The following is a 23,289-nucleotide window of genomic DNA, read 5'->3' on the forward strand; positions in this document are numbered from 1 at the left end:
CTGGATTGAGAAGGAGCCTCCCCAATGTCCAACTCGCCACCCGATGGTCTTCCGCGATATCGATTGCTCACAGGCAAGGACGACGCGGTGTTTTGTCACCGCGTCTCGGAAGCTCTGGACCTTGGCTACACGCTGTATGGGTCTCCAGCGGCGACGTTCAACGGTGAGCATGTGGTCGTTGCTCAGGCACTACTTTGGCCGGAGAAAGACTAGCCATCTGGTTGTCGGCGAGCGCTACTCCTTGATGCCGTGTGCGCGCAGCACGTCGGCGATATCCACCCGCCAGATATTGCGTGAGCCGTTGAGCGGGCCGCTCAGTCGCTGCTGCAACGAGGCCATGGTGTCGCGGGGCTTGGGGAAGTGCACCTCTTCCTGGCGGTTGCTGGACACATAGAGTTCGCCGAACTTCGGGCCCAGCGTGGGCGCGTTCTCCAGGCTCTTGGTATTCACGTCGCCGCCCAGGTGCTCCGGCTTGCTCCAGCTGCCGTCGGCCTGGCGGAAGGCAATGTAGATATCGGCGCTGCCTAGCGAATCACCTTCATTGCCGGCAAACAGCAGGAAGCGGCCCCGCGGATCGACGCACGGGTCCATGCGGTTATGCGAGAGGTCGCCCAACTCCACGCGCTGAGGTACGGAATAACCGGTGCCGGCGGGGTGTACCACATAGATCTGGTAGGCCTCGCCGGAGTCCGGGCGGTGGGCGGAGAAATAGATGTCGCCGTTGGCTGCCACGGACGGGTTGTAGAGCATGGAGCCTTCGTTGAGCGCGCCTTCCACATGCACCGGCTCGCCCCAGTGTCCGTCCTTCCGGCGTTCGACGTACCAGAGGTTGGTGCCGGGGAATGTCCGGCCGCTCATCTTGGCCACCACGGGTGCGTCGCCCGGATGCGCAGGGCGGTTGGAGACGAAGTACAGGCGCTTGCCGTCCGGCGCAAAGGCCGGTTCGGAGTCGTGCCATTGCCCGGAGAACGAAGCCACCTCCGGCGTAGACCAGCTATTGCCGCTGCGATGCGAGACCATGATGGTGTCGTCTGCCTCGGCGAAGTCGGAGCGCAAGAAGTACAGCGTCTGCCCATCCGGCGATAGCGCGGCAGTGGTCTCTTGCAGGCCGGTGGAAATGACACCGGGACCCAGCAGCTCGGCGGCTTTCACCGGTGCGACGCAACCCAGCGCGAAAGCGATGGCCCAGGCGAATGTATGCAACCTCATGCGTGCTCCTTGTTGAATGACGGATCGATACGACCTGCCTCATTGTCCGCAAGGAGCGAGATGCGCGCCGCTGTTTTGTGACGAGCGGTTGCTCTTGCGTGGCGAGCGGCTGTCCACGCGTGCGGGTGGCTGGGAGGCTGGTCAAACTACTGAGGCGATGCGCCGCGCAGGTGTTTGTGGGCGCTATGCGGAAGTCGCGAATGGGCGCTCGGACCCATCCCTTTCATGGTGCTCCCCCTCTGCTTCCTCTCCCCGGTTACCAATGTGCGCACGAGGCGAAGCTGTGGCTTCCTCTCCCCTCCGGGGAGAGGACTGAGGTGAGGGGCGGGTGCTCGCGATCACGTGCATCGAAACCCGCTTCGAATCTGCCACGTCGCAAGATTGCCCCCTCACCCCAACCCTCTCCCCCGTGCACAAATTGGTGAAAGGGGGAGAGGGAGCTAAAACCACGCCGCCTCTAGCTTCTCGAACACCTTGAAAAGGATGGCTCTCAAACCATACCCAGCGCACGCCGCGCATGCGTACGAAAGCGGCGACTCAAATTGAGGCGGGTGCCGTTGTGCAGCACTACTTCGGCGTTGCCCTGGAACAGCGGATGGATTTCGCGGATGCGTTCCACGTTGACCAGTGTGCCGCGATGGATGCGCAGAAAGCGCGAGGAGTCCAGCGTTTCCAGTAGACGCCGTAGTGTTTCGCGATGCAGGTAGCTGGCGTTGCCCGCGTGGATCTGCACGTAGTTGCCGTCCGCGCTGATCCAGTCGATGTCCTCGGTGGCGATCACGCGGATGCTTTCGCCGATGCGCACGCTGATGCGTTGCGCATGGGCCGGCGCAGGAGGCGAGGGTGCCGCCACCGGCATGGTGACGGCGTGCGCATGCATGCCCAGCCACTGCTGCCGTACGCGCGCTATCGCCTGATCGAAGCGCGCCTGGTCGATTGGCTTGAGTACGTAGTCCAGCGCGTTGGCGTCGAATGCGCGCAGCGCGTGCTGGCCGTAGGCGGTGGCGAACACCACCATGGGCAGCGTATCCGGCTTCAGCCGGTGCAGCAGTTTGAAGCCGTCCATGCCGGGCATCCGGATATCCAGGAACAGCAGCGCCGGCTTCAGTGCGGCGACGGCTTGCATGGCCTCGGCGGCGTTGCCGCATTCGCCTACGATCTCGACATCCGGATGCGCGGCCAGCGCCTGGCGCAGGGCCAGCCGCGCCAGCACTTCATCGTCCACTAGCAGGGTGCGGATCGGCGGTGGGTTCATGCGGTGGGCGCCGTGACGTATTCGCGGAAGGGAAAGCGCAGCTCCACGCGGGTGCCGCCCTCGGCCTTGCGCGCCAGCGCAACGCTGGCGCCTTCGCCGAACAGCACCTGCAGGCGCGCACGCGTATTGCCCAGGCCCAGCCCTTCGGAAACGCCCTCCGGCAGGCCCAAGCCGTCGTCGTCGACGCGCAGATACAGTTGGCCGCCTTCGCAGCGACTCACGATCTGCAGCTGGCCGGGCTCGGGCTTGTCCAGCAGGCCGTGGCGCAGCGCGTTCTCCACCAGCGGCTGCAGGATCATGCTGGGCACGGCAGCGTGCATCGTATCCATCGCCACATCCCAATGCGTGCTCAGCCGGTCCTGGAAACGCACTTGCTGGATGTCCAGGTAGCAGCGCAGCAGTTCCAGCTCGCGCGAGAGCGGCACTTCCAGTGCATGGCGTTCCTCCAGGGTCAGGCGCAGCAGGTCGCTGAGCCTGGCGATCATCAGACGCGCCTGGATCGGGTCGGCCAATGCCAGTGCGGAGATCGCATTGAGTGTGTTGAACAGGAAATGCGGCTGCAGCTGCACACGCAGCGTGCGCAGCTGTGCCTGCGCCAATTGTGATTCCAGCTGGGCATTGCGCAGGCGCTCGTCACGCAGGCGGCGCTGCGAGTCCAGGCCGCGCAGCACTACCAGGATCATCCAGTAGATCAGCAAGGCGAAGTGGTAACTGAAGGCGAACTCCATGCGCAGGTAGCCGCCGAGCGTGTTCACCGGTGCGCGCCCTGGCCCGCACGCAATCCAGAAGATGGCCAGATGCGTCGCCATCTGCGCCAGTGCCACGCCCAGGCTGGCTGGTATGTGCAGGGCGGCGAAGCGTCGCCAACCCTGGCCGGCGCTCCGGTGGCCCAGCCAGGCGATCAGCGGTACCAGCGCCATCCACAGATAGAAATCGACGAAGTTCCACACCAAAATCCGCGACCAGTTCGTGTCCTGGCCTTCGCTGATCGAGGACAACCCCGCGCTGAGCGTGTACGACAGCGCGATCAGGGTCCAGAACCCCAGTATCAGAGCCGGCATGCTCAGCCGGTGTGACGTAATTCGTGTGGACACCCCAACCTCTTCGGCGACAGCGGCAAGCTTGCGCCGGGGCAGTGTGTGGCGATGGACGGGCGCGGGAAAGTGCCTCACGACCTAGTGTGGTGTTGCTGCCGCCAAGCGCTCAGCGGAAAGCTGTGGATGCGCTTGTCCGCGCCGTTGTAGTACAGCGTGGCGAGGTCCGGCGAGAGCCGTGCTTCGGTACCCATCGGGCCCAGCGGTTGCGGTGTGCTCCAGCCTCCGGCTGTGGCGAAGGCGATGAACAGCGCGTTGTCATTGGCGGTCGAGGGCGGACGATCCGAGCTGAAGACGATGAAGGATTGATCAGGCGCCACCGCCGGGTCGAAATCCGCCGTGACGCCGTCGCTGAAGCTCAGCGCCTGCGGTGGCTGATATTGGTCGCCCTTTCGGTGGCTGAGGTAGAGCCGGAATGCGCCGCTGGCCGGCTCGGGCTTCATGAAGTAGAGGCTGCCGTCCGCGGCCACTGCGGGCGCGTAGATCGAGCCGCCTGCGTTGATGGCGTCGGGCAGGCGTTGCGGCGCGCCCCAGCCGTGAGCGTTACGCGCCACCCGCCACAGGTTGCCGCCGCGTCCCGGTTGAGGCTTGCCGTTGAAAAAGCCGTCGAGTGCCACGCCGCCGGCCTGCGCGGGTCGGTTGGAGACAAACACCAGATACGAACCATCCGGCGACATCGCCGGTTCAAGATCCATCCATGCCTGCGAGAAAGGCACAGGCACGGCCTGCGACCACTCCGCGCCTGCGCGCTCGGCGAGATAGAGGCGGCGCGCAATGCCTTTGCCGCGAGCAAACATCACGGTCTTGCCGTCTGGCGCGAAGGCGGGCGAGGCATCGTTGTCCTGTTGCCATGGGCCTTCCGCAACGGCACCGGCTCTGGCGTGGGCGTCCAGCCATGGCGCCAGCGAGACCTGCCAGATATTGTCGTCGCGCTGATTCGAATCGGCCCGATTCGAATTGGCCTGATTCGAATCGGCATGTCCGCCGGGCACGCGACGGTCGCTGTTGAAGTAGAGCGTGCGATGGTCGGGCCCGAGCTGCGCACCCATGGAGTGGGTGCCGGCGTTCACTTCGTCGCCAAGGTCCAGCGGCGTACTCCATCCTTGCGGCGTAGCGAAGCTAATGGCAAGCCGGTACGGCTGCTTCGGCGCGCGCGCGACGCTTACCACCATAAAGGATTGATCCGGTGCGATCGCGGGATCGCGGATCTGCGCGTCGGCGTCGCCCACGCCCAGCATGACCAGCTCGGGCGTCTGGTAGCGGCCATCCCGATACGCGGCGCGCTTCAGGCGCGTGCTGTCGTTCGGCCCGCAGCCGATGTAGTACAGGCTGCCGTCGGCGGCGATGCTGGGCGCGAAGTTCCTCGAGCAGGTGTTCACCGTGTCGGGCAGGCGCTCGGGCGTACCCCAGCCATTGCCCTGGCGTGCCACGCGCCACAGGTTCGAGCCCTGGCCGGGGTCGCGGCGCGTGCCGCGCACCGCATCGATGGGCGCGCCTTCGCCCGAAGCCGGGCGGTTGGAGCCGAATACAAGATACGAACCATCCGGCGCCATCGCTGGATCGAAATCGCCCCAGCGCCCGGAGAACGGCGCAGTGCGCGGCATCGACCACTGCATGCCGCTGCGATGCGATTCGAGAATGGTTGGGGCGTCGCTCACGCTGCGTGTGAAGTACACCGCAGCGCCATCCGGTGCGAAAGCCGCAGCCCATTCGTTGTCCGGACCCGAAACGACGCCAGGCGCAAAGATGGTGGGTGTGGTGATGTCCGTGGCGGCGACGGCGCCGATGACGGCGAACATGATGGCGAGCATCGGCAAGCGACTCATGGTGCTTCCTTGTTGGCGGATGGCCGCGAGGCTAGGCCAGGTTCACACCGTGGTCGCGCATCGTGTGATGACCGGTGCTTGAGCGGTGACAAGCGGTGCGACCGCGTGGGTGACTGGAGTGAGGCAAGGGCTGTGACGCCGCTGCTCCCTCCCTTGCGTGAAGCAGGGGAGGGTTGGGGTGGGGTGAAGCCCCTCAAGTTTTGTAGCGTCGTCGCAAGGGCTTACCCCCTCCCAGCCTCCCCCCGTCCCACGGGACTAGCTTTGCGTCGCAAGCAAGGGGAGGGGCAAAGGCGTGCGACGGTCAGTTCCCTCCCTTGCGTGTAGCGGGGGAGGGCAAAGCGGTGACGCCATGACGTCGTCGCGACCATCCGTCGACACGCGTCAAGAAAACGCCGTTACGCGACGAATGCACGCTTCAACCCGCAGCACTAAGCCATTTCCATCGATGGCATGCGGATTGCTTCAAGGCTTGTCAAAGCCCGCCGCCCCTGGCGTTCGGGCACTCCCGATCCAAGCCTGAGGTTGTGCATGTCCACTGCAGAAGCGAGTCCGGTCGAAGCTCCCGTCATTCCCCCGCGCAGCCACAAGGGGACCATGTTGATCCTGCTGGTGGCGTTGCTGGTGGTGTCGGCGGTGTGCGGCTACGCCTTGTTCACGCTGCGCAGCCATGCGGCCGGGACGGAGGCCAAGGTCGACGCCAAGGCCGCGGAAGCCAAGCCCAAGCAGCCGGAGCTTTATCTCGCGCTGGATCCGGCCTTTGTGGTGAATTTCCACAACGAGCAAGCGTTGAGCTATTTGCAGGTCGGCGTGACCTTGATGTCGCACGACGCCGCCGCACTCCAGGCGGTAAAGGATGCCGACCCGGTGATCCGCAACGCGCTGGTGATGCTGTTCAGCAACCAGAACTACGTTGAGATCAGCGACGCCGCAGGCAAGCAAAAGCTGCAGGCGAAAGCGTTGCAGGCGGTGCAGAAGATCCTGCAGGACCGCACTGGCAAGCCCGGCGTAGACGCGCTCTATTTCACCAGCTTTGTGATGCAGTGATGAGCGACCTTCTCTCCCAGGAAGAAATCGACGCGCTGCTCAACGGTGTCGATGGCGGCGCCATCGAGACCGGTAGCGACGAACCGCCGCCGTCGGATGCCGTGCTGGACTACGACTTCACCCAGCAGGACCGCATCGTGCGCGGCCGGCTGCCGACGCTGGAAATGGTCAACGACCGCTTCGCGCGCTACTTCCGCACCAATGTCTTCGGTGTGTTGCGCAAGACCTGCGAGGTATCGGTAGCCGGCGTGCGCATGCTTAAGTTCACCGAGTACGTGCATGGCCTGGCCGTGCCGACCAATCTCAACCTGGTGCGCGTGAAGCCGCTGCGCGGCACAGCCTTGGTGGTGATGGAGCCGCGGCTGGTCTTCACCATCATCGACAACTTCTTCGGCGGCGACGGCCGCTACCACGCACGCATCGAAGGCCGCGATTTCACAGCGACCGAAAGCCGCGTGATCCAGATCGTGCTGGCCGAGATATTCACCGCGATGGTGGAGGCCTGGGCGCCGGTGATGCCATTGCAGTTCGAGTTTCTGAACTCGGAGATCAATCCGCAGTTCGCCAACATCGTCAGCCCCACCGAAACCGTGGTGGTGTCTCGTTTTCATGTGGAGCTGGACGGCGGCGGCGGCGAAATTCACCTGACCTTGCCGTACTCGATGATCGAGCCGATTCGCTCGCTACTCGACGCGGGCGTGCAGAGCGACCGCGTCGAGCGCGATGAGCGCTGGCTCGAATGCCTGCATCAGGAAGTGCTGGACGCCGAGGTGGAGCTGAGCTCGCTGCTGATCGAGTCGAGCATCCACATCGGCGATTTCCTGAAGCTGCGTCCCGGCGATGTGATCCCGATGAACATGCCCGATCTGTGCACGGTATTCGCTGAAGACGTGCCGATCTTTCGCGCCCATTACGGGCAGACCAACGGTCGCAACGCCGTCCGTTTTCAGACCCTGGCCGGGCGCCGCACTGTGCGCGCACCGGGTGAATTTTCTATTGGGAAGACCCACGCATGAGCCAGAGCCAAGAAGCCTTCGTCACCGACGAGCCGGTCCATCCGTTTGAAATACCCACGACCGTGGCGGGCGAGGGCGCCGACGTCAATCTGGATCTGATTCTGGATGTGCCGGTGACGCTGGCGATGGAAGTCGGTCGCACGCGCATCAGCATCCGCAACCTGCTGCAGCTCAACCAGGGCTCGGTGGTGGAGTTGGATCGCGCTGCCGGCGAACCGCTGGATGTGTTCGTCAACGGCACCCTGGTCGCTCATGGCGAAGTCGTGGTGATCAACGAAAAGTTCGGCATTCGCCTGACCGACGTGATCAGCCCAGCCGAACGCGTCCGCAAGCTGCGCTGATGATCGCCACACTCCTTGCCATCGCTGTGCCGGTCGCGACGCCGGATATCCCTGTGGGTGCCGAATTGCTGCGCGTATTGCTCAGCCTGGTTGCGATTATTGCGTTGATCGTCGCCGCGGGCTGGCTGAGCCGCCGCTTGCAGGCGCGCACGCAGCCGGGTGGGCGGCGCATCCGTTGCGTGGAGTCCTTCGCGGTGGGCACGCGCGAGCGTGTGTTGCTGCTGGATGCCGACGGCAAGCGCCTGCTGGTAGGCGTAGGCCCCGGCGGTTTGCGCACCTTGCATGTCTATGACGGTGCGGCGCCGGTGCTGCCCGAGGTTTCGCCGCTGCCGGTGCCGGCCTTCGGCGAGTTGCTGGCCCGCTGGAAGCGCAAACCATGAAGTCGCTTTTGATGTCTCCGCGCTATCTCGTCGCAATGCTTCTGTTGCTCCTACCCGTCGTGGCCTCCGCCGAGCCGGCCGGTATTCCGGTGCTGACCGTGCAGAACGGTGCCGGTGGCGTGCAGAACTGGACCTTGTCGCTGCAGTTGCTGGCATTGATGACGATGCTCAGCCTGCTGCCGGCGATCCTGCTGATGATGACCTCGTTCACACGCATCATCATCGTGCTTGGCTTTCTGCGTCAGGCGCTCGGCACGCAGTCGACGCCGCCCAATCAGGTGTTGTTGGGGCTGTCGCTGTTCCTCACCCTGTTCGTGATGTCGCCGGTGTTGAATCACGCATATCAGGATGGCGTGAAGCCGTATATGGATGGTCAGCTCAGTGCGGAGCTGGCGATACCCGCGGCCTCCGCGCCGTTCAAGCGCTTCATGCTCGACCAGACTCGCGACGCTGACTTGCAACTGTTTACGCATCTGGCTGGTGAGCAGCCGTTTGCCGACAAGGCGGCTGTGCCGTTTCGGGTGGCGATGCCGGCATTTGTCACCAGCGAGTTGAAGACGGCGTTTCAGATGGGCTTCTTGTTGTTCATTCCATTTTTGATCATCGATTTGGTGGTGGCGAGTGTGTTGATGTCGATGGGCATGATGATGGTGTCGCCGATGATCATCTCGCTGCCGTTCAAGATCATGTTGTTTGTGTTAGTGGATGGGTGGACGTTGTTGTTGGGGACGTTGGCGGGGAGTTTTTACTCGTGACTGCGCAGCCGGCTTTTGCTCCCTCTCCCTTCTGGGGGGAGGGGTGGGGTGAGGGGCGGGTGCTCGGTTCACCGCTTCTATTTCGTCACCCCGGCGTAGGCCGGGGTCCAGTGGCGTTGACGTTTGGTGTTCGTGTTGTCGCGACCTGGCTCGCCTGCCGCGGGCTTTCGAACCGCTGCCGCGGTCCGAGTCACTTTTCTTTGCTTGCCCAAAGAAAAGTAACCAAAAGAAAGGGCACCCCGGTTACGCGCTCTACGGGGCTTCGCCCCTTCGAGTCCGTGAGGGCTGGCCGGGCTTTTCGACACGACGTCCCTGTCGTGTCGAAAAGGAACCGCCATCCATGGCGGCCCCCCTGCGGGCCTTTTCGTCCAGCCCTCACCGCTGCACAGGGGACCCGTGCACGGCTCGCTGACGCATCGCCTAGCGAAACTGCTCCCTCTCCCCGTCGGGGAGAGGGTTGGGGTGAGGGGCGGGTGCTCGGGACAGCGTCTCTAGTCCGTCATTCCGGCGTAGGCCGGACAAGCGCGAAGCGCGCAGAACGTCCGCAGGACGGCCCCGAAGGGGTGAGCGAAGCGAATCATCCAGTGACGTTATCGCTCGGTTGTCGCGACTACGCGAACATCAAACGTCAACGTCACTGGACCCCGGCCTACGCCGGGGTGACGACAGTGAAAGGTTATCGCGAGCACCCATCCCCTCTCCTCAATCCTCTCCCCCTGCTCTTATTTCATTTGGGGGAGAGGGAGCAAGCGATCGAGGCGCGCCTATGACTCCTGAATCCGTCATCGAATTCGGCCAGCACGCGCTCTATGTCGCGATGCTGATCGCAGCCCCGCTGCTACTCACCGCACTGGCCGTCGGCCTGCTGATCGGTGTGATCCAGGCGGCCACGCAGATCAATGAGATGACACTCAGCTTCATCCCCAAGTTGATCGCGATGGCGGTGGTGGGGTTGATTGCCGGTCCGTGGATGTTGCGCACGCTGGTGCAGTTCACCCGGCATTTGATCGAGGGATTGCCGGGGGCGATTCGGTGACGAGCATCGACCTCGCCCAGTTGCCGGTCTGGCTTGGTGGTCTGCTGTGGGCGATGGCGCGCACGGGTGGGTTGTGTCTGATGGCGCCGGTGTTGGGTGCGACGGTGATTCCGGCGCGGATTCGCGTCAGTGTGATCTTGATTCTGAGTTTGGTGCTGGCGCCGCTGGCGCCGACGACGATCGATCCGCTGAGTGCCGATGGCATCAGCACGATGGCTTCGCAGGTGTTGGTCGGTGCGGCGGTGGGTTTTGTGTTGAAGCTGAGTTTTGAGGCGGTGGCGTTCGGCGGGCAGTTGGTGGCGCAGAGCATGAGCCTGGGTTTCGCGGAGGTGGTCAATCCGCAGGGGGGCGGCAGCTCGCCGGTGCTCAATCAGTTTTACCTCTTGCTGGTGACGTTGTTGTTCCTCGCGATGGACGGCCATTTGCGTTTGATCGAGTTGCTGGCGGACAGCTTCACCACGTTGCCGCCGGGGAGCGAGGCGATCTCGACGAATGGCCTGCATGCGGTGGTCGCTTTCGCCAGTCAATTGTTTGCGGGGGCGGTGCGTGTGGCGCTGCCGGCGATGACGTCGCTGCTGGTGGTGAATATGGGTTTTGCGGCGATCAGCCGCGCGGCGCCGTCGATGAATCTGTTCGCGGTCGGTTTTCCGATCACGCTTTGCCTTGGTTTCATCACGTTGTGGATGGCCATGCATAGCTTGCCCGGCGCGTTCGGGTCGCTGCAGGACCGGGCCTGGTCGTTGATGCACGAACTGTTCGGGGGCTGAGCCGATGTCCGAACAAGACGATCAGGAACGCACTGAAGAACCTTCCGAAAAACGCCTTCGCGAGGCGCGTGAGAAGGGCGATCTTCCGCGTTCGCGTGATCTCTCCGGCGCGATGGTGGTGCTGGCCGGCGTCGCCGCGCTGATGTCCGGTAGCGAAGATGCGTTTCGGCATGCGCAGCGCATCTATGGGCTGGGTCTGAGTTATGGCCGCGATGCACTGTTTTCCGGCGAATTGCCGGCACGCGTGCTGGGCGGTGCTTTGCACGAAGGGCTGTTGCTGTTCGCTCCGGTGGCGCTTGCCACGGTGCTGGCCACGCTTGCCGCGCCGGTGATGCTCGGTGGTTTGAGTTTCAGCAGCCAGGCGCTGGAGCCGAAGTTCGACCGGCTCGATCCCGTGGCAGGCCTGGGCCGTGTGTTTTCGATGCGTGGCCTGGTCGAGCTGGGCAAGTCGCTACTGAAACTCGCCTTCATCGGTACCGCGCTGGTTCTTCTACTGCGTCATTCGCAGCAGGCCATGTTGGCGACGGGGCGTGGCGAGGTGACGGCCGGCATCGCCATGGCGCTGTCCACGCTGGGGCGTGCCGCGCTGGTGTTTGGCGCGATGCTGGCGCTGATCGGCGGCATCGACGCGTTGTATCAGCGCTTCGACTACAGCAAGCGCCAGCGCATGACCAAGCAGGAATTGCGCGACGAGTCGAAAGAGACCGAGGGCAACCCGGAGCTCAAGGGCCGCATCCGCCAGATGCAGCACCAGATGGCGCGCAAGCGCATGATGCAAGAGCTGCCGAAGGCCGACGTGGTGGTGGTCAATCCCACCCACTTCGCTGTGGCGTTGCGTTACGACGATGGCCGTATGCGCGCGCCGCGCGTTATCGCTAAAGGCGTGGACGTACTGGCGCAGCAGATCCGCCTGGTGGCTGGCGCGCACCGCATTCCTTTGGTCGAAGCGCCGCCGCTGGCGCGTGCGCTTTACGCCACCACCGAACTGGGCCGCGAAATTCCCGCCGCGCTCTACGTCGCGGTCGCCCAGGTGTTGGCTTACGTCTACCAGTTGAAGCAAGCCACGACGCAGGGCCATGCGCCGCCCCCCACACCCAACCCGGAGATCGATCCCGATCTGATGGGCCCCTATCGTGAAACCTGAAGGACCTGAGCATGTCGGGCGTTAGCGCATTCGAGACCTTCAAGCAGGTAAGCCGGCGCGGAATGGGTGCGCCGATCATCATGCTGGCGATGCTGGCGATGATGATGTTGCCGCTGCCGCCGTTTCTGCTGGACATGCTTTTCAGTTTCAACATCGCGTTGTCGCTGGTGATCCTGCTGGCGGTGATCTATGTGATGCGGCCATTGGAGTTTGCCGCGTTTCCCACCGTGGTGCTGATGGCCACGCTGCTGCGCCTGGCGTTGAATATCGCCTCTACCCGTGTGGTGCTGTTGAACGGCCATGAGGGTCCGGGCGCGGCGGGCAAGGTGATCGAAGCGTTCGGCGAGTTTGTGATCGGCGGCAATTTCGCCGTTGGTCTGGTTGTGTTCGCCATTCTCACCATCATCAATTTCGTGGTGGTGACCAAGGGCGCCACGCGCGTGTCGGAAGTGACCGCGCGCTTCACCCTGGACGCGATGCCCGGCAAGCAGATGGCGATCGACGCCGACCTCAATGCGGGCTTGCTGACTCAGGACCAGGCACGCGACCGTCGCCAGGAGGTGCGCGAGGAAGCGGACTTCTACGGCTCGATGGACGGCGCGTCCAAGTTCGTTCGCGGCGATGCCACGGCCGGCATCCTGATTCTTATGATCAATATCGTCGGCGGTTTTATTGTCGGCGTGATGCAGCACGGCTTGTCGGCCGGCGAGGCGGCCAAGACCTACACCTTGCTCACCATCGGCGACGGCTTGGTGGCCCAGGTGCCGGCGCTGATGCTGTCGATCGCCACGGCGGTGATCGTCACGCGCGCCACGCGCTCGCAGGACATGGGCCAGCAACTCGTCGCCCAGGTGTTTGGCCAGCCCAAGGCGCTGGCGGTGGCTGGCGTGGTGCTGGGCGTGATGGGTTTGATTCCCGGCATGCCGAACATGGCGTTCCTGTTGCTGGGTGCAGCCTGCGGTGGTGCGGCGTGGCTGATGGTCAAGCGTGAGCGCGAGCGCAAGGCGGCGCTGATCGCCCAGGCGGCGGTGGAGCCGGTGGTGCAAGCGGCGCCGGCCGAGCGTCTGGAGCTGGGTTGGGAGGACGTCGCCAGTGTCGATCCCGTGGGTCTGGAAGTCGGCTACCGACTGATTCCGCTGGTCGACAAGAACCAGGGCGGCGAGTTGATGGCGCGCATCAAATCCGTGCGCCGAAAACTCTCGCAGGAGCTGGGCTTCCTGGTGCCGTCGGTGCATATCCGCGACAACCTCGACCTGGGCCCCAACGCGTATCGCATCACATTGATGGGTGTGCCGATGGGTGAGGCGGAGATCCATAGCGAGCGCTTGCTGGCGATCAATCCCGGTCGCGTGCACGGCACGCTGCAAGGCATCGCCACGCAGGATCCGGCGTTTGGTCTGGAAGCGGTGTGGATCGAATCGGGACAGCGTGATCACGCGCAGGGACTCGGCTACACCGTGGTCGATCCGGCGACGGTGATGGCCACGCATCTGTCGCACATCCTGCAGGGACACGCGCACGAATTGCTCAGCCATCAAGACGTGCAGCAGTTGCTGGATCGCCTGTCGGCGACGGCGCCGAAGCTGGTCGAGGATCTGGTGCCCAAGCGTCTGGCGCTGGGCGCGGTAGTGAAGGTGCTGCAGAACCTGCTCGCCGAGCGCGTGCCGATTCGCAACATGCGCGGCATCGTCGAATCCTTGGCGGAGCATGCAAGCCAGAGTCAGGATCCTGGCGCGCTCACCGCCGCTGTCCGTGTCGCGCTCGGCCGGCAAATTGTCCAGGAAATCACGGGTTTGGGGACGGAGGTGCCGGTTATCACGCTGGCCCCCGAGCTGGAACAGATCTTGCTCAGCTCACTTGCAGGCGGTGGCTTGGCCGGTGCGGCAGTAGAGCCCGGGTTGGCCGATCGCTTGCAGCAGGGTGTCGCCGAAGCGGCGAAGCGTCAGGAAATGCTCGGCGAGCCAGCGGTGTTGCTGGTCGCGCCGCAGCTCAGGACCTGGCTGGCGCGCTTCACGCGGCACGTAGCACAGAACCTGCATGTGCTGGCCTACAACGAAGTGCCTGATAACCGCCAGGTGCGCCTGGTGCAGGCTCTGGGGCGATAGCGAGGAATGAGTGATGAGTGTTGAGAAACAGGGGCGATGGATGAGTTGCGAGCGCGACTTCGGCGAACGGTTGCCGGTTCCCGCACCTAGGCTCGGACTGGCATATCGATCATCGGGCCCTCGCTACTCGTTCATCGCCCCTGACTCTTTGCTCTTTCCCATCCATCAGTCCGCGACGCGGAGTATCACCGCATGAAGATCAAACGTTTCGTTGCTCGCGACATGCGCCAGGCGATGCGCGAAGTACGCGAAGAGCAGGGGCCGGATGCGGTGATCCTGTCCACTCGCCGCTTTGCGGACGGCATCGAAATTATCGCCGCGATCGACTACGACGAAGCGCTGGTGCGTGAGGCGGCCCGTCATGGCGCACCGCTGACGGTAGAGCCGGCTGGCGTGACAACCCCGGAAAGCGTCCCCGTGGCCATCAAACCCATGGCCATCAAACCTGCCGAGACGCCGCCCCCTGCGCGCAGCGAGCCTGGAGGGATGATGTCGGCGTTGCGTTCGCTGATTACGCCGTCGGCGTTTCGTGCGAGTGAGAACGCTGCAGCGGTGCGTACGGCACATGTCGCGCCCGAGAGATATACCGCGCCTGAGATCGCGCCGGTGCAGAAGGTCGAACGTGCTTCGGTGGAGCCGGTTGCCGCGCCTGTGGCGCGGAAGCTCGCTCCTGTCATCGCTAATACGATCCCCGATGGCGTGGAGCCTTCGGCGGTGGCCGCGCATCTGGAAGCGGTGCGCGTTGCACGCGAGCGTGCCCGTATCAACGAGGAAGCCGCTGTTTCGTCGGCGAAAGCCGAACCGCCGGTGGCGGAAGTGCCGCAGCTGCGCACGATGGTGGAACAAACCGCACTGGACACGGCGCGCATGCGCACCGAACTCGGCAGCCTGCGCGAGCTGTTGGAATCGCAGCTCTCCAGCCTGGCCTGGAACGACATGGAGCGCCGCCATCCCTTGCGCGGGCGCGTGCTGCGCGACATGACCCGGTTGGGCATCGAGCCCGACGTCGCGCGCCGCCTTGCCGACGGCCTGCCCGAGCAGTTGAGTGCGGATCAGGCGCGCTATCTGCCGTTGGGCGTGCTCAGTCGCAGCCTCAGCATCAGCGCGCACGATGCGGCCTTCGGCGGCGTCACCGCGCTGGTCGGCCCCACCGGCGTGGGCAAGACCACCACCATCGCCAAGCTGGCCGCGCGCGCGGTACTGCGCCATGGTGCCGGCCAGGTGGCGCTGGTCAGCACCGACAATTACCGCATCGGCGCGGCGGCACAGCTGGAGCACTACGGTCGTTTGCTCGGCGTGCGCGTATTCCCCGCGCACGACGCCGATAGCCTGCGCGAAGTGCTGCAGGTATTGCGCGGCCGGCGCACCGTGCTGGTCGACAGCGCCGGTGCCAGCGGCAATGACGCGCGCCTGCAACAGCAGATGGCCTTGCTGCGCGAGGCCGGTGAACTGCGCACCTGCCTGGTGCTGGCAGCGAACGCCCAGGCCATGTCACTGGATGAAGCTGTGCGTGCTTATCGTCCGCTGGAGCCGCAGGCCTGCATCGTTACCAAGCTCGACGAGGCACCCAGCCTGGGCGGCGTGCTGTCGGTGCTGATCCGGCACGGCTTGAGCCTCGACTACACCACCGATGGCCAGCGCGTGCCCGAAGACATCGCCGCCGCCGATGCACGCACGCTGGTGTGCCGCGCCGCGCAAGTATTGAAGACCGTCTCCGGTGAACCGGACAACGACATGATGGCCGAACGTTTTGGCCTCGCCCGGGCGATGGCGTGATGGAGATGCTCTCGATGAATCAGGCCTGGGGTTTGAGAAATCTGTTTGCGCCGCTGAACATGCTCACCGGCAGTGGCAGCGATGTATTGGGTCAGGCCTCCGGGCTGGATCAAAAGCCACGGCGTCGCGTGAGAACGATAGCGGTGGCGGGCGGCAAGGGCGGCGTGGGCAAGTCCACCGTCGCGGTGAATCTGAGCATGTCGCTGGCGATGAGCGGCCGGGAGGTGATCCTGCTGGATGCCGACATGGGCCTGGCCAATGTCGACGTGCTGCTCGGGCTCAGCCCGACGCGTCATCTGGGTCATTTGCTGGATGGCAGCTGCGCTCTCGAAGACCTGCTGATGCGGGCGCCGCACGGACTCAAGGTGATCCCCGCCAGTTCCGGCGGACGCCGGCTGGCGCAGCTCGGCAGTGGTGAGCCGGCGGCGGTGATCCGCGCGTTCGACGATCTGCCGTCGCCGCCGGAATTTTTGCTGGTGGATACCGCGGCCGGCGTCTCCGACAGCGTGACGATGTTTGCCTCCGCGGCCGACGACGTAGTGCTGGTGGTGTGCGACGAGCCCGCTTCGCTGACCGACGCCTACGCGATGGTGAAGGTGCTCAGCCGCGAGTTTGGCGTACGTCGCTTCCGGGTGGTGGCGAACATGGTGCGGCATGCCGGCGAAGCGCGGCAGCTGCACGAAAAGCTCGCGCGCGTATGCGATCGGTTTCTCGATGTCGTGCTCGATTTCATGGGCATGGTTCCCTACGACGAACATCTGCGACAGGCGATTCGACGCCAGGCCGCGGTCGTCGACGCATGGCCGTCGAGCCGTTCGGCGCAGGGATTCAAGCAACTGGCTGGTGTGGTCGATACATGGGGGGAACCCGATTCTCCGGGCCGTGGCCGCATCGCATTTTTTGGTGGGCAGATGGCGCCGGTGGTGGGGTGGTGAGATGAGTGTGGCTTCCGAATATCTGCAACTGCAGCGCGAAAGCACTGAAGAAATGGTCAAGCGGCATGCGCCGCTGGTTCGCCGCATCGCCTACCACTTGATGGGGCGATTGCCGCCCAGCGTGGATGTCGATGACCTGGTGCAGGCGGGAATGATCGGCTTGATCGAGGCGGCGCGTAACTACGCGACCGACCGCTCGGCGAGTTTCGAGACCTACGCCGGCATCCGGATTCGCGGCGCCATGCTCGACGAACTGCGTCGCACGGACTGGACGCCACGCTCGGTGCACCGAAAGGTGCGCGAAGTGGCCGAGGTGGTGCGACAGATCGAGAACGAAACCGGCTCGGACGCCGAGGACGCCGAAGTGATCCGGCGACTGGGCATCACCGCGGCGGAGTACCACCAGATATTGGCCGATGCGACCAGCGCGCGGCTGCTCAGCCTCACCGCGCCGGACGACGCGGAAGGCGGGCCCTCGCTGGACGTGATCGATCAGGAGAGCCTGGGGCCGCAGGAGCGCTTCGAGCAGGAAGGGATGCGCGGGGCGTTGATCGAGGCCATCGGCGGCTTGCCGGAACGCGAGCAGCTGGTGATGTCGCTGTACTACGAGCAGGAGCTGAACCTGAAGGAGATCGGCGCGGTGCTGGGCGTCACCGAGTCGAGAGTTTGCCAGATACATGGTCAGGCGCTGATCCGCCTCAGGGCGAGGATGGATGCCTGGCGCGAACGGGAAACCGGGCAGGCGGAGCGGAAGAAGAGCGGTCGGAAATAGGCAAGTGATGTCTTGATGCGTGTCGAATCCTAGCGACGTGAGCTATTAGCTCCCTCCCCTGCTCGTAGGGGAGGGCTGGGGAGGGGTGAGTACTTGAGAAAGCGTTTCGGGAGAGGTTTTCGCAAGTGTTCACCCCCTCCCAGCCTCCCCCCAGTCCCACGGGACTAGCTTTGCGTCGCAAGCAGGGGGAGGGGCGCGCCTGCTGAGATCCGACGCTAATCACGAGTGAGTAACGCCGTTCCTTATTGCCAGTTCCCCATTCCCCAAGAAACGGAGAGGTTGTTTTGGACAAGAACATGAAGATCCTGGTGGTGGACGACTTCTCCACCATGCGGCGCATCGTTCGCAATCTGCTGGTCGAACTGGGCTTCAGCAATCCGCTGATCCAGGAGGCCGATGACGGCGAGAACGCGCTGACCATGCTGCGCAGCATGCCGTTCGACCTGGTCGTTACCGACTGGAACATGCCGAACATGACCGGCATCGACCTGCTGCGGGCGATCCGCGCCGAGCCGAACCTGAAAGGGCTGCCGGTACTGATGGTCACCGCCGAGAACAATCGCGATCAGATCATCGCCGCCGCGCAGGCCGGCGTGAACGGCTACATCGTCAAGCCGTTCACCGCGATCACGCTGAAAGAAAAACTGGACAAGGTCTTCGAGCGGCTCGCCGCACAAGGAGCGACCGCATGAGTGCCGTCATGAACCCGTTGAGCAACACCGCCATTCCGCCGGAACTGCAGCAACTCCTCAACAGTCCGGAAGGTCCGGCGTTCGAGCAGGCCTTGGACGGCATCGTACGGCAGCGCGAACAGACCCTGTTTCGTGCGCTGGGCGTGCTGGCCCGCGAGCTGCATGTCGCCGTGAGCCGTCTCGGTAGCGATCTGGCGCTGGAAGGTGTGCCCGATAGCGTCGCCGACGCGCGCAAGCACCTCAACGACGTGCTGGACATGAGCGCCAAGGCCGCGCATCGCACGCTGGATTTCGCCGAGCGCATGCGCCCGCAGGCCGAAGCGCTGCAGCACAACGCCGCCGAGGTGTTGTCGCACAGCGAGCAGTCGCACAATGAGAGCGGCGAAGCCGCCGCCGTACTCGCGCGCCAGGCCAGCCAGTTCGCCGGCGATTGCCGCGACGGCCTTTCCGACATGGTGATGGCGCAGTCGTGGCAGGACTTGTCCGGCCAGCGCATCAAGAAAGTGGTCAACTTCATCGGTAGCGTCGAATCGTCGTTGCTGGAACTCGTGCGCCTCACCGGTGCGCTGGCCGGTGGCGAAGCGCCGGTGGCCGCGGCCAAGGTGACGAGCCAGGACGAGGCCGATCGCCTACTCAGCGAATTCGGTTTCTGAGCGCGGGCGGCACGATGGACCCCGCGCTGGACAGCGAGCTGCGAGACGATTTCCTGGTTGAGGCCGGGGAGTTGGTCGAGCGCCTGAGCGAACAGCTGATCGCCTTGGAGCAGTCGCCGCGCGATGCGGAACTGCTCAATGCCGTGTTTCGCGCCTTTCATACGGTGAAGGGTGGCGCTGGCTTTCTCGCCATCGATCCGATGGTGCAGATGTGCCATCACGCCGAGGACCTGCTCAACGAAGCGCGTAACGGTGCGCTGGTGCTGGACAGCGAGCAGATGGACGCGCTGCTGGAAGCGCTCGATCTGCTTAACATCATGATGGACGCGCTGCGCGGCAGCCAAGCCGTGCCGCACGCGCCGGCTTCGTTGCTGCAGCGTTTGCAGCCTGCTGGCCGTGTCGTTGCGCCCGTGGTGGCGACGACCCCCGCACCGGCGCCGGCCGAGGAGGGCGGCAGCATCGACGACAGCGAGTTCGAGGCGCTGCTGGACAATCTGTATGGGCAGGGCGGTGCACCCGGCAAGCCGGTGGCCGAGTCCAAAGCCAGCGGCAGCATTGACGACAGTGAATTCGAGGCGTTGCTGGACACGTTGTACGGCCAGGGTGGCGCGCCTGGCAGCTCGCCAACGCCTGCCGCTCCGGCGCCGAAGAGCGGCAGCATCGGCGACGATGAATTCGAAGCCTTGCTGGATAGTCTGCATGGCAAGGGTGCGGCACCTGGTGCAGTTGCTGCGCCGTCCGCGCTGGCACCTGCGCCGGCCGCGGCTCCCGCAGTCGCCGACAAGAGTGCGGCGCCGCGCGCAGCCGCCGCGCCGGAATCCACTGTGCGTGTGGATACCGGCCGCCTGGATGCTTTGGTGAACCGTGCCGGTGAACTGGTGCTGGTGCGCAACCGTTTGCTGAGCCTCGCCGCGCGCAGCGGCGACGAATCGCTGGCCGTGGCGGCGAGCGAGCTGGATCGGGTCGCTGACGAATTGCAGGGTGCGGTGCTGGGCATGCGCATGCAGCCGGTGGGCCGGTTGTTTCAGCGCTTTCCGCGCATCGTGCGCGATCTCGCCCGTCAACTCGGCAAAGAAATCGATCTGGTGCTGGAAGGCGAAGACACCGATCTCGATCGCAGCCTGGTCGAAGCGTTGGCCGATCCACTGGTGCATCTGCTGCGTAACGCCGTCGACCATGGTCTTGAAGGACCGGCGGATCGCGAGCGCGCCGGCAAGTCGCGCAAAGGCAAGGTCACGCTGGCCGCCAGCCAGCGTGGCGAGCGCATCGTGATCCTGGTGTCCGACGACGGTCGCGGCATGAATCCCGAGGTGCTCAAGCGCAAGGCGGTCGAGAAGGGGGTGATCGACGAGGCGCAGGCCGCACGGCTCAGCGAGGTCGAATGCCTGGAGCTGATCTTCCGTCCCGGCTTCAGCACGGCCGCGAGCATCTCCGATATTTCAGGCCGCGGCGTCGGCATGGACGTGGTGAAAACCCGCGTCGCCGAACTGGGCGGCACGTTGCAGGTGCGTTCGCGCCTGGGGCATGGCAGCGAGCTGGAACTGACGGTGCCGCTGACTCTCGCGATCGTGCGCGTGCTGATGGTGCGCGTGGGCGAGCGGTTGTTCGCCTTGCCGCTGAGCAACGTCGATGAAGTGTTCGAACTCAGCGCGGGCCAGGACCGCCTGCTGGACGGCCGTGTGGTGGCGGCGCATCGCGGTCGCGCCTTGCCGCTCGGCGATCTCGCCACGTGGGCCGGTGTGGATGGTGCCGCCAGGCGCCATGTCGTGGTGCTGCATGTAGGGCACCTGCGCGTGGGTTGCCTGGTGCACGACGTGCTGGGGCGCGAAGACGTGATGGTGAAACCGCTGGGTCCGTTGTTCGACGGTGTGCCCGGTGTCGCTGGCGCCACCGTGACCGGCGACGGTCGCCTGGCGCTGGTGCTGGATCTGGCCACGCTCGCGGACGAGGGCGGCCAGCTGTTATCGAGTACATCGTTATCGAGTACGTCGTTATCGACTGCATCGCTATCGACCTTGGGAGCGTGTGCCTGACATGGATTTGGTAAGCCTGATCGGGACGATCCTGGCCTTCGTGGTCATCATCCTCGGCACCGTCTTGAAAGGTTCCACGGTAGGCGCGCTGTGGAACCCGGCAGCGTTCGTGATCGTGTTCATGGGCACCATTGCCGCGGTGATGGTGCAGAACCAGGGCAAGGTGCTGAAGCGCGCCATGAGCATGGCGAAGATGATCTACATGCCGCCGAAGCACCAACCCCACGACCTGGTCAGCCGGGTGGTGGGCTGGAGCGAGATTTCGCGTCGCCAGGGCCTGCTCGGCCTGGAGCCGCAGATCGATGCCGAGGCGGACACCTTCGTGCGCAAGGGGCTGCAGTTGCTGGTGGATGGCAGTGAGCCGGACGCGATCCGCAACGCCATGGAGGTGGAGCTGGAAACCCGCGAACACATCGACCTGGCCGCCACCAAGGTGTACGAGAACGTCGGCATCTACTCGCCGACCATGGGCATCATCGGCGCGGTGATGGGTTTGATGGCGGTGATGCAGAACCTCGCCGACCCCAGCAAGCTCGGTCATGGCATCGCCGCCGCTTTCGTCGCCACCATCTACGGCGTGGGTCTGGCCAACCTGATCGCCCTGCCGATGTCGTCGCGACTGAAGGGGTTGGTCGGCAAGGAGACGCGCATGCGCGAAATCCTGATCGAGGGCCTGGTGTCGATCGCACAGGGCGACAACCCGCGCCAGATCGAATCGAAGTTGCAGGGCTACCTGTCATGAGGCGCAAGCACCACGAAGACCACGTTAATCATGAGGCGTGGGCCATCCCCTATGCCGATTTGATGACGCTGCTGCTGGCGTTCTTCGTGGTGATGTATGCGGTGTCCGTGGTGAACGAAGGCAAGTACCGGGTGATGTCGCAATCCATCATCGAAGCCTTCAACGGCAACAACAAACATATCGCGGCGATGCAAAGCAGCAGCGCCGCGCCGGTGCACCCGGTGCCCGCCACCAAGTCCACCACCAGCACGCCGCCGACGATCGCGCCGCGGCTGACCATGCCACTGCCTTCGCGCACGTTGCCGCCGCCGATGACACCGCCCAACGCACTCAGCAACCGCAGTGCCGGTGCGGGGCAGGACAATCTCGAACGCATCCAGGATCAGGTGCAGCGCGCCATGCAGCCGCTGATCGACAAGGACCTGGTGGTAGTGCGCCGCACATCGAGCTGGCTGGAGATCGAGATTCGCACCGATATCCTGTTTCCCAGCGGCGTGGCCAAGCTTTCCGAGCCGGCGGACAACACCCTGCGCAGCCTGGCGGACGTGCTCTCGCCGTTTCCGAATCCATTGCGGGTCGAGGGCTATACCGACGACAAGCCGATCAACACGGCTGTGTTCCCCTCGAACTGGGAACTGTCGGCCGCGCGCGCGGCCAGCGTCGCCAGGTTGTTCTCCGAGAACGGCGTGGACCCGAACCGATTGGGCATCATCGGCTGGGGCGAGTATCGGCCCACGGCCGACAACGTCAGTCTGGAAGGACGCAATCGCAATCGTCGCGTGCTGGTGGTGGTGCTGAGCGATCAGCATGCACCGGCACGTTTCTACAGCGATGCGGATCGGGGCGGTCAGTTGGCGGATAACGTGCCCGCTTCGCCACCGCCCAAGCCACAGGCACCGACGCCGAGGGCATCGCCTTCGACGCCGTCGCCGCCATCCGGCATGTTGCCGGTCGCCGCACAGCTGGAACCGGCACCCGTCACCACGCCCGTCACCTCCAGCGCCCCACTTTGAGCCGGCCGAGTTGGCCGGTTCGACCCATCCAGAGTTGCCTCATGAATCAAGCGCACCTTGCTACGACCACTACCGAGCGCAGCTGGCTGATTTTTTACCTGGCCAGCCAGGCTTACGCCGTGCCGTTGACGCAGGTGAGCGAAGTGATCCGCGATGGTGAAGTGACGCCCGTGCCTGGCGCGGCAGCCGACCTGCTGGGCATCCACCATCTGCGCGGACGCATCGTGCCGGTACTCGATGGCCGTTTGCGGCTGGGCTTGTCCGGTGATGTCGTGGTGGATGTCGCTGGCACGCGCATTGTGGTGCTCTCTTATCGGGGGCATCTGGTGGGTTTGCGCGTGGATGCTGTGGGTGATCTGTTGGATGTGGGTGGCCAGACTGAGGCGCCGCCACCTGGGCGCGCTGTGCGTAGCGACGATCCGGTGAAGGCTGTGGTGCCTTGGCGGGATGGGTTTGTTGCGCTGCTTGATGTGCGGCGGATGTGTCGGTTGTCGGAAGAGTTGGAGTTGGTGGCTTGAGTTTGGTGTGTGGGCTCGCTTGAGCGTGGCCCTTTGCTTTCGCCTCCTCTCCCCTCCGGGGAGAGGATTGAGGTGAGCAACTGTGTTGGCAGTCAAGCGGATGTCGCATGTTCCAGATGCCACGAGGCGTTGTCGCGAACCATGGCGTTGAGCACGGTTAATAGCTTGCGCATGCAAGCGACG

The 23,289-nt window shown here is 64.5% G+C and carries 23 protein-coding genes; 19 read left to right on the forward strand and 4 right to left on the reverse strand.

Features of this window, described 5'->3' with window-relative positions; genetic code table 11:
- The first annotated feature begins 24 nt into the window (after positions 1–24).
- The gene (locus tag OUZ45_RS16850) at positions 25–213 is read left to right on the forward strand and encodes a DUF1737 domain-containing protein (RefSeq protein ID WP_266171317.1); all 189 of its coding nucleotides are present in this window, start codon (positions 25–27) and stop codon (positions 211–213) included.
- 21 nt (positions 214–234) lie between these two features.
- Here OUZ45_RS16850 and OUZ45_RS16855 read toward each other — a convergent pair whose 3' ends face one another.
- The 4 genes from OUZ45_RS16855 to OUZ45_RS16870 form a co-directional block, all read right to left on the reverse strand.
- A complete protein-coding gene (locus tag OUZ45_RS16855; protein ID WP_266171318.1) occupies positions 235–1,209 on the reverse strand; it encodes a TolB family protein in 975 nt (324 codons plus the stop codon).
- 490 nt (positions 1,210–1,699) lie between these two features.
- Positions 1,700–2,464 carry a LytR/AlgR family response regulator transcription factor gene (locus tag OUZ45_RS16860; protein ID WP_266171319.1) on the reverse strand — a complete coding sequence of 255 codons (765 nt, stop codon included), beginning with the start codon at positions 2,462–2,464 and terminating at the stop codon, positions 1,700–1,702.
- The gene (locus OUZ45_RS16865) at positions 2,461–3,525 is read right to left on the reverse strand and encodes a sensor histidine kinase (RefSeq protein ID WP_266171320.1); all 1,065 of its coding nucleotides are present in this window, start codon (positions 3,523–3,525) and stop codon (positions 2,461–2,463) included. Before OUZ45_RS16865 ends, OUZ45_RS16860 begins: the two co-directional genes overlap by 4 nt.
- 107 nt (positions 3,526–3,632) lie before the next feature.
- Positions 3,633–5,384, reverse strand: a complete 1,752-nt coding sequence (locus tag OUZ45_RS16870; protein ID WP_266171321.1) for a TolB-like translocation protein — start codon at positions 5,382–5,384, stop codon at positions 3,633–3,635.
- Positions 5,385–5,912: 528 nt separating this feature from the next.
- Here OUZ45_RS16870 and OUZ45_RS16875 point away from each other — a divergent pair.
- The 18 genes from OUZ45_RS16875 to OUZ45_RS16960 all read left to right on the forward strand — a co-directional run bounded on the left by OUZ45_RS16875 (position 5,913) and on the right by OUZ45_RS16960 (position 23,106).
- Positions 5,913–6,428: a flagellar basal body-associated FliL family protein gene (locus tag OUZ45_RS16875; RefSeq protein ID WP_266171322.1), complete on the forward strand. Its 516-nt coding sequence runs from the start codon at positions 5,913–5,915 to the stop codon at positions 6,426–6,428.
- A complete protein-coding gene (fliM, locus tag OUZ45_RS16880) occupies positions 6,428–7,444 on the forward strand; it encodes a flagellar motor switch protein FliM (protein ID WP_266171323.1) in 1,017 nt (338 codons plus the stop codon). Before OUZ45_RS16875 ends, fliM begins: the two co-directional genes overlap by 1 nt.
- Positions 7,441–7,785 carry a flagellar motor switch protein FliN gene (gene fliN / locus OUZ45_RS16885; protein WP_266171324.1) on the forward strand — a complete coding sequence of 115 codons (345 nt, stop codon included), beginning with the start codon at positions 7,441–7,443 and terminating at the stop codon, positions 7,783–7,785. The genes fliM and fliN overlap by 4 nt, the downstream gene beginning before the upstream one ends.
- Positions 7,785–8,165, forward strand: a complete 381-nt coding sequence (fliO, locus tag OUZ45_RS16890; protein WP_266171325.1) for a flagellar biosynthetic protein FliO — start codon at positions 7,785–7,787, stop codon at positions 8,163–8,165. Before fliN ends, fliO begins: the two co-directional genes overlap by 1 nt.
- Entirely contained in the window at positions 8,162–8,920 is a 759-nt protein-coding gene (gene fliP / locus OUZ45_RS16895; RefSeq protein ID WP_266171326.1) for a flagellar type III secretion system pore protein FliP, read from the forward strand. Before fliO ends, fliP begins: the two co-directional genes overlap by 4 nt.
- 766 nt (positions 8,921–9,686) lie before the next feature.
- The gene (gene fliQ, locus OUZ45_RS16900; RefSeq protein WP_266171327.1) at positions 9,687–9,956 is read left to right on the forward strand and encodes a flagellar biosynthesis protein FliQ; all 270 of its coding nucleotides are present in this window, start codon (positions 9,687–9,689) and stop codon (positions 9,954–9,956) included.
- Positions 9,953–10,723, forward strand: coding sequence for a flagellar biosynthetic protein FliR (fliR, locus tag OUZ45_RS16905; protein ID WP_266171328.1), 771 nt, complete (start codon positions 9,953–9,955; stop codon positions 10,721–10,723). Before fliQ ends, fliR begins: the two co-directional genes overlap by 4 nt.
- A 4-nt stretch (positions 10,724–10,727) precedes the next feature.
- Entirely contained in the window at positions 10,728–11,867 is a 1,140-nt protein-coding gene (gene flhB, locus OUZ45_RS16910; RefSeq protein WP_266171329.1) for a flagellar biosynthesis protein FlhB, read from the forward strand.
- Positions 11,868–11,878: 11 nt separating this feature from the next.
- Entirely contained in the window at positions 11,879–13,972 is a 2,094-nt protein-coding gene (gene flhA, locus OUZ45_RS16915; protein WP_266171330.1) for a flagellar biosynthesis protein FlhA, read from the forward strand.
- Positions 13,973–14,164: 192 nt separating this feature from the next.
- Complete coding sequence (gene flhF, locus OUZ45_RS16920; RefSeq protein ID WP_266171331.1) at positions 14,165–15,748, forward strand: flagellar biosynthesis GTPase FlhF; 1,584 nt, start codon at positions 14,165–14,167, stop codon at positions 15,746–15,748.
- Positions 15,749–15,762: 14 nt separating this feature from the next.
- Positions 15,763–16,683 (forward strand): MinD/ParA family ATP-binding protein, encoded by a 921-nt coding sequence (locus OUZ45_RS16925; RefSeq protein WP_266171332.1) that lies wholly within the window; start codon positions 15,763–15,765, stop codon positions 16,681–16,683.
- 1 nt (position 16,684) lies between these two features.
- Positions 16,685–17,455: an RNA polymerase sigma factor FliA gene (locus OUZ45_RS16930; RefSeq protein WP_266171333.1), complete on the forward strand. Its 771-nt coding sequence runs from the start codon at positions 16,685–16,687 to the stop codon at positions 17,453–17,455.
- Positions 17,456–17,739: 284 nt separating this feature from the next.
- Entirely contained in the window at positions 17,740–18,147 is a 408-nt protein-coding gene (locus OUZ45_RS16935; protein ID WP_266171334.1) for a chemotaxis response regulator CheY, read from the forward strand.
- Complete coding sequence (locus tag OUZ45_RS16940) at positions 18,144–18,800, forward strand: protein phosphatase CheZ (protein ID WP_266171335.1); 657 nt, start codon at positions 18,144–18,146, stop codon at positions 18,798–18,800. The genes OUZ45_RS16935 and OUZ45_RS16940 overlap by 4 nt, the downstream gene beginning before the upstream one ends.
- Before the next feature lie 14 nt (positions 18,801–18,814).
- Complete coding sequence (locus OUZ45_RS16945; protein WP_266171337.1) at positions 18,815–20,833, forward strand: chemotaxis protein CheA; 2,019 nt, start codon at positions 18,815–18,817, stop codon at positions 20,831–20,833.
- Between the two features lies 1 nt (position 20,834).
- Positions 20,835–21,575: a flagellar motor protein gene (locus tag OUZ45_RS16950; protein WP_266171338.1), complete on the forward strand. Its 741-nt coding sequence runs from the start codon at positions 20,835–20,837 to the stop codon at positions 21,573–21,575.
- Positions 21,572–22,588 (forward strand): flagellar motor protein MotD, encoded by a 1,017-nt coding sequence (motD, locus tag OUZ45_RS16955; RefSeq protein WP_266171339.1) that lies wholly within the window; start codon positions 21,572–21,574, stop codon positions 22,586–22,588. Before OUZ45_RS16950 ends, motD begins: the two co-directional genes overlap by 4 nt.
- Before the next feature lie 41 nt (positions 22,589–22,629).
- A complete protein-coding gene (locus tag OUZ45_RS16960) occupies positions 22,630–23,106 on the forward strand; it encodes a chemotaxis protein CheW (RefSeq protein ID WP_266171340.1) in 477 nt (158 codons plus the stop codon).
- Positions 23,107–23,289 lie beyond the last annotated feature (183 nt).

This window comes from Dyella subtropica (genome assembly GCF_026283965.1).
Lineage (GTDB): Bacteria > Pseudomonadota > Gammaproteobacteria > Xanthomonadales > Rhodanobacteraceae > Dyella_D > Dyella_D subtropica.

Bases quoted from the DNA above. Each gene is read 5' to 3' on its own strand.
- OUZ45_RS16860 (WP_266171319.1), bottom strand. From the start codon at position 2,464: ATGAACCCACCGCCGATCCGCACCCTGCTAGTGGACGATGAAGTGCTG.
- fliN (WP_266171324.1), top strand. From the start codon at position 7,441: ATGAGCCAGAGCCAAGAAGCCTTCGTCACCGACGAGCCGGTCCATCCG.
- motD (WP_266171339.1), top strand. From the start codon at position 21,572: ATGAGGCGCAAGCACCACGAAGACCACGTTAATCATGAGGCGTGGGCC.
- OUZ45_RS16930 (WP_266171333.1), top strand. From the start codon at position 16,685: ATGAGTGTGGCTTCCGAATATCTGCAACTGCAGCGCGAAAGCACTGAA.
- fliO (WP_266171325.1), top strand. From the start codon at position 7,785: ATGATCGCCACACTCCTTGCCATCGCTGTGCCGGTCGCGACGCCGGAT.
- OUZ45_RS16925 (WP_266171332.1), top strand. From the start codon at position 15,763: ATGAATCAGGCCTGGGGTTTGAGAAATCTGTTTGCGCCGCTGAACATG.
- OUZ45_RS16945 (WP_266171337.1), top strand. From the start codon at position 18,815: ATGGACCCCGCGCTGGACAGCGAGCTGCGAGACGATTTCCTGGTTGAG.
- OUZ45_RS16850 (WP_266171317.1), top strand. From the start codon at position 25: ATGTCCAACTCGCCACCCGATGGTCTTCCGCGATATCGATTGCTCACA.
- fliP (WP_266171326.1), top strand. From the start codon at position 8,162: ATGAAGTCGCTTTTGATGTCTCCGCGCTATCTCGTCGCAATGCTTCTG.
- OUZ45_RS16950 (WP_266171338.1), top strand. From the start codon at position 20,835: ATGGATTTGGTAAGCCTGATCGGGACGATCCTGGCCTTCGTGGTCATC.
- OUZ45_RS16940 (WP_266171335.1), top strand. From the start codon at position 18,144: ATGAGTGCCGTCATGAACCCGTTGAGCAACACCGCCATTCCGCCGGAA.
- OUZ45_RS16855 (WP_266171318.1), bottom strand. From the start codon at position 1,209: ATGAGGTTGCATACATTCGCCTGGGCCATCGCTTTCGCGCTGGGTTGC.
- OUZ45_RS16870 (WP_266171321.1), bottom strand. From the start codon at position 5,384: ATGAGTCGCTTGCCGATGCTCGCCATCATGTTCGCCGTCATCGGCGCC.
- flhB (WP_266171329.1), top strand. From the start codon at position 10,728: ATGTCCGAACAAGACGATCAGGAACGCACTGAAGAACCTTCCGAAAAA.
- flhF (WP_266171331.1), top strand. From the start codon at position 14,165: ATGAAGATCAAACGTTTCGTTGCTCGCGACATGCGCCAGGCGATGCGC.
- OUZ45_RS16960 (WP_266171340.1), top strand. From the start codon at position 22,630: ATGAATCAAGCGCACCTTGCTACGACCACTACCGAGCGCAGCTGGCTG.
- flhA (WP_266171330.1), top strand. From the start codon at position 11,879: ATGTCGGGCGTTAGCGCATTCGAGACCTTCAAGCAGGTAAGCCGGCGC.
- OUZ45_RS16875 (WP_266171322.1), top strand. From the start codon at position 5,913: ATGTCCACTGCAGAAGCGAGTCCGGTCGAAGCTCCCGTCATTCCCCCG.
- OUZ45_RS16865 (WP_266171320.1), bottom strand. From the start codon at position 3,525: ATGCCGGCTCTGATACTGGGGTTCTGGACCCTGATCGCGCTGTCGTAC.
- fliM (WP_266171323.1), top strand. From the start codon at position 6,428: ATGAGCGACCTTCTCTCCCAGGAAGAAATCGACGCGCTGCTCAACGGT.
- fliQ (WP_266171327.1), top strand. From the start codon at position 9,687: ATGACTCCTGAATCCGTCATCGAATTCGGCCAGCACGCGCTCTATGTC.